General features: G+C 30.9%; 7 protein-coding genes and 1 pseudogene. 3 read left to right on the forward strand and 5 right to left on the reverse strand.

Annotation, left to right across the window (positions count from 1 at the left end; all coding sequences use genetic code 11):
- Positions 1-156: 156 nt before the first annotated feature.
- The 3 genes and pseudogenes from V7014_RS22555 to V7014_RS22560 all read right to left on the reverse strand — a co-directional run.
- Positions 157-915, reverse strand: a complete 759-nt coding sequence (locus V7014_RS22555; RefSeq protein ID WP_335510557.1) for a DUF4179 domain-containing protein — start codon at positions 913-915, stop codon at positions 157-159.
- Entirely contained in the window at positions 912-1,043 is a 132-nt protein-coding gene (locus V7014_RS27360; protein WP_438824961.1) for a sigma factor-like helix-turn-helix DNA-binding protein, read from the reverse strand. Before V7014_RS27360 ends, V7014_RS22555 begins: the two co-directional genes overlap by 4 nt.
- Positions 1,044-1,102: 59 nt before the next feature.
- Positions 1,103-1,477, reverse strand: a pseudogene (locus tag V7014_RS22560) (sigma-70 family RNA polymerase sigma factor); the annotation flags it as partial.
- 234 nt (positions 1,478-1,711) lie between these two features.
- Between V7014_RS22560 and V7014_RS22565 the strand changes: the two are divergent.
- Positions 1,712-2,188 (forward strand): DUF2975 domain-containing protein, encoded by a 477-nt coding sequence (locus V7014_RS22565; RefSeq protein ID WP_335510561.1) that lies wholly within the window; start codon positions 1,712-1,714, stop codon positions 2,186-2,188.
- 9 nt (positions 2,189-2,197) lie between these two features.
- Positions 2,198-2,410, forward strand: a complete 213-nt coding sequence (locus V7014_RS22570; RefSeq protein WP_335510563.1) for a helix-turn-helix domain-containing protein — start codon at positions 2,198-2,200, stop codon at positions 2,408-2,410.
- Positions 2,411-2,708: 298 nt separating this feature from the next.
- On the opposite strand, the gene V7014_RS22575 is transcribed toward V7014_RS22570, so the two are convergent.
- Entirely contained in the window at positions 2,709-3,086 is a 378-nt protein-coding gene (locus V7014_RS22575; RefSeq protein ID WP_335510565.1) for a VOC family protein, read from the reverse strand.
- A 202-nt stretch (positions 3,087-3,288) separates the two neighbouring features.
- Positions 3,289-3,753: an aminoacyl-tRNA deacylase gene (locus tag V7014_RS22580; protein WP_335510567.1), complete on the reverse strand. Its 465-nt coding sequence runs from the start codon at positions 3,751-3,753 to the stop codon at positions 3,289-3,291.
- 331 nt (positions 3,754-4,084) lie between these two features.
- Here V7014_RS22580 and V7014_RS22585 point away from each other — a divergent pair.
- On the forward strand, positions 4,085-4,209 hold a 125-nt coding region (locus V7014_RS22585), incomplete at its 3' end, for an HU family DNA-binding protein (RefSeq protein ID WP_335510573.1).

Here is a 4,209-nt window from a genome sequence, read left to right on the forward strand (position 1 = left end):
AAAGTTTCACTTTATTTAACAATAGTCACTTAATATTCTAACAAAGAAGTATAAACAAAAGGGGAGCAATTAGTTAAATCTCTTTGAAAATTTAGCTATGAGAAACTAAGCTAAAAAAGCTGATTTTCCAAATATGAAAAATCAGCTTTCTTTTTATTAAGGTAAGTCAATAATCACTGGATCCATTTCTTTTATTTCAAGACCCTTACCTGATCCTTTCGAAAAGTATATAGTTGGTACAATTGTTAGTGATTTTGCATTTGCATCTATCGCTTTTATCGTTCCGCTCGATTTGAAAGATAGTCCATTATCATTTGATACAGCTCCGTTACCATCCACTTTATAGATGTTTCCAAGGTCATCTTTAAGGCTATTAAATTGAACTGTAGTGTTTGACCATTTCTTTAATTTCTTTTCATCTATGAAGTAATCGTAATGAATGACAGTGGACATATCATTTTTTTCGATTGATTTGACAACGAATGTGACACCATCTTTTGTTGTAGAACCATTGACAAGTTCCATTTTGTTTTCAAGCTTTGGAAGCTTAAAAGAAAACTGCCAATCACCTGTGATTTCAGCATTTGTGTTCAAGTTTGTAATAGACTTTGGTTCCCAATTAATTTTAAGTTCATCAGGTGTACTCTCGTTGAAATGAGGTGTTACTTTTTGTATACCAACATACGTGTTTTCGTTAATTTTTTTTAGTTCACCAGTACCACTCATACCGCTAGCACCTTTCACATCAACAAATCCTGACAGATGAGGTGAATCACCTAAATCAATATCTGTTTCAATTGCAAAGGACACTGTTACAGTCGTGCCATCAAATACAGCATTTTCAATCATAAACGAAACACCGTTACTAGTTTGTACTTGTCCGATATTTGTAGCAAGATCAGTATAGTTGTTCAAATAAGAATTAATCTCTCCTTTAACTGAATCGTTGTCGCTAACTTTTTCTTACCTCGATATAACCGATTTTCAATTGCTGCTTTTGACAAATTGAGTGCTTCTGCAATTTCGATATTGGAAAGTTGCATGATTTCATCATAAAAATATCACGATCAATTCCATTCAATGTGCTAATAGCAAGTAGAAGTTCGTTCTTTTCTTCTTTCATCACAAGTTGTTCCTGCAAATCTTCCTGTTTTAAATTTTGTTCATGTAAATCTAAACCTTGTTCTCTCGCCAGTTGTTTTTCAAGTTTTCGGAATAAATCAATGGCCTTATATTTTGCGATCATACCTACCGATTTTTTAAAGTCTTCAGGTTCTCCTTTAAATTGACCAGCATTTTGCCAAATCGCTAAAAAAACATCATTTACACAGTTATCGATTGCGTCCATATTAATTCCAGAAAGAACCTTATAGGCAATGGCATTTACTAAACCTGAATAGTGTTCGATCACATATTCAAGTGCGTCTTCTTTTTGTTTTTGCAAACGTATAATGAAATTTTTTGAATGACATCGCATTATCTAACCTCCTTATGTTATTTGTAAAAAGTTTGTTCACTAACTATATCGAACCCATTTCTTTATAACTCTCAAGTTTTTTAAAAAATGAAGTGGTTAGCATGTATATGAAAGATTGTTAATTTTAAAAAATAAATTATAAATCGAAAGTATAATAATAAAAAAGAATAAATAATTATTGAAAAACGATAAGTTTTGTATTACGATATTAGAAAAATATGGTAGGTGATTATTGTGAAACAAAGCAACATAACTTTTTTAAAGATATCGACCTTTATTATTGGGATAACAATCCTTTCATTATGTATCTTTTGGTTACCAGTGATGGCAACAGATGCTGTAGTGATGTATCCAGAGTATACGTATTTGAAATTTCCTATTCTTATAGGTTTGTATTTTACTGCGATACCGTTTTTTCTTGCACTCTATCAAGCATGGAAGCTTTTACATTATATCGAAACTGAAAATATTTTTTCGGAACAATCTGTCATGTTATTAGGACAAATAAAAAACTACGCGATTTCAATCATTATCTTATACGTAATGGGGATCTTATTGCTAGTAACACAAAATGCATTGCATCCTGGAATAGCACTAATTGGATTCACAATCATGTTTGTAACTCTTGTTATTTCAATATTTGCTGCGGTACTTCAAGGATTGTTAAAAAGCGCACTTCAAATAAAATCTGAGAATGATTTGACAGTTTGAGGTGAGAAGATGTCAATTATTGTTAATATAGATGTATTGTTAGCGAAAAGAAAAATGAGTGTAACTGAACTATCGGAGAGAGTAGGAATAACAATGGCTAATCTTTCTATATTGAAGAATGGAAAAGCAAAAGCGATTCGATTTTCAACTTTAGAAGCAATATGTAAAGCTTTGGACTGCCAACCTGGAGATATTTTGGAATACAGGAGTGAAAATGAATAACTGTAGGGGATTTAAGAAAATTAAAAATCTATCTATTGAAGATATTTTACATGTGGATAAATTGGCGAGAAAAACAGCTGACTTACTAATAGGAATCTATAACTGATGTAACGGTAAAAAATAGAAAATCAGTTAGTAAAAGAAGGGAAAAGTATTTGTAACCTATCTTCTTAAATGTTTTTAATTTTAGTTCAGCATTTTAAAAAAAGATGACATAAGCGGTTTTTTTATGTGAAAACCGCTTAAATGTACTAAAGGCTTTTAAATAAAGTATTATCACTTATTCTGCTGTGATGTACTATACTAGTATTTCACTAATTAAAGAATGAGTATTGCCTTCTGTGTCATTAAAGAAGGTCATCCAAGTTTCTGTTTCTCCTATTTTTGCAACTATATGTGGTTCGTCAATAAAGGAAACGCCTTTTTCAATTAATTCTTTGTACGCCTCTTTTATATCCTCAACTTGAAAATAAATGACAGAACTTGATTTAGCAAATTCCTCTTTTTCAGGAAGGGTAAGAAGGAGGCGAGTGCCATTACACTCAAAGAATGCCATAGTGTCTGTGCTAAATAGAAGAGGGAGCTTTAATAAATCTTTATAAAAGCTAACTGCTTTTTCTATATCTTTTACAGGTATTCCAATTTGTCCGATTTTTTGAATTGAATTTGTTAGCATTGAAAAACACTCCTCATGTACAGTAATAATAAAGTTATTTAAATCAAGAATAAAATAATGGAAAATCCCCTCATTAATAACATAACAAACAGGATCATGTAAGTTGACCTGTTCTCTTTGTTATACCACGTTTGCCATTACTCTCTTTTAGAGAGATTTTGACAATCTCATATATCCCACAGATGTTATAATCATATTGTATTTATTTTCTTATTCGTACAACTAGTCCCTTATTCGCTTTTAATAAATTCTCAACTGTTATTTTCACTAAAGAATTAGGTGAACCTCCTCCAGTAAATATATAAGTCAATTCTGTTACTCTAGGATCAATTAAAAATTTAGCTCGATAACCAAAAGAAGGTACCCCTCCAGTTGGATAACCAGTTCCTTCTAATACCTCAGTTTTCGTTGCTAATCGTGGTCGTGGAATATTTAATGCCTTACTTACTCTAGATGTACTAGCACGATCCTTTCCTTTTACAATTGCCACAATTAAATTATTATTCTGATCCATCATACAAATATTTTTTGCAAAATCTTCTTTACACGCATTAACAGCTTTAGCTGCTTCTTCTATAGAATGACAAGATTCGTTTAAAATTAAATGCTCCGCGTTAATCTTAGTTTCATTTAAATATTCTTTTATTTTTAAATCATATGGACTCATTTATCTTTATCCTCCTTCACTTAACTATATCAACAATCTATTCGAAAATAATGCTTGTTTTCCTGCATAAAAAGCAAATTAACTTTATATTTCTTACATAAATGGGATAAAGGGAGTAATTGTGGCTTTATGTAAAGATTGATTATTGAGAAGAATGTATCTATATTTCTGCACTTGATGTAAAACGATAAAACTTAAGTTAATTCAATAATAATTGGTAACTGTTCACTATTTCCCATTAGCAAAGTAAAGGGTATTATAGGCAGGATAGAATGTAATTTGCTTATGCTATCCATTCTACATATAGATTTTCAAAAGGGAGTATTTTTAAATGAATAAAACTGATTTAATTAAACAAGTGGTTTTAAAGACAGAGTTAACTGAGAAAGAGGCTAAGGCCGCTGTTAACGCTACATTTGATTCTATTTTACATGCGTTAAAAAACGGAGATAAAGT

Origin of the sequence: Bacillus sp. JJ722 (assembly GCF_036963345.1) — a bacterium.
Lineage (GTDB): Bacteria > Bacillota > Bacilli > Bacillales > DSM-1321 > Bacillus_AD.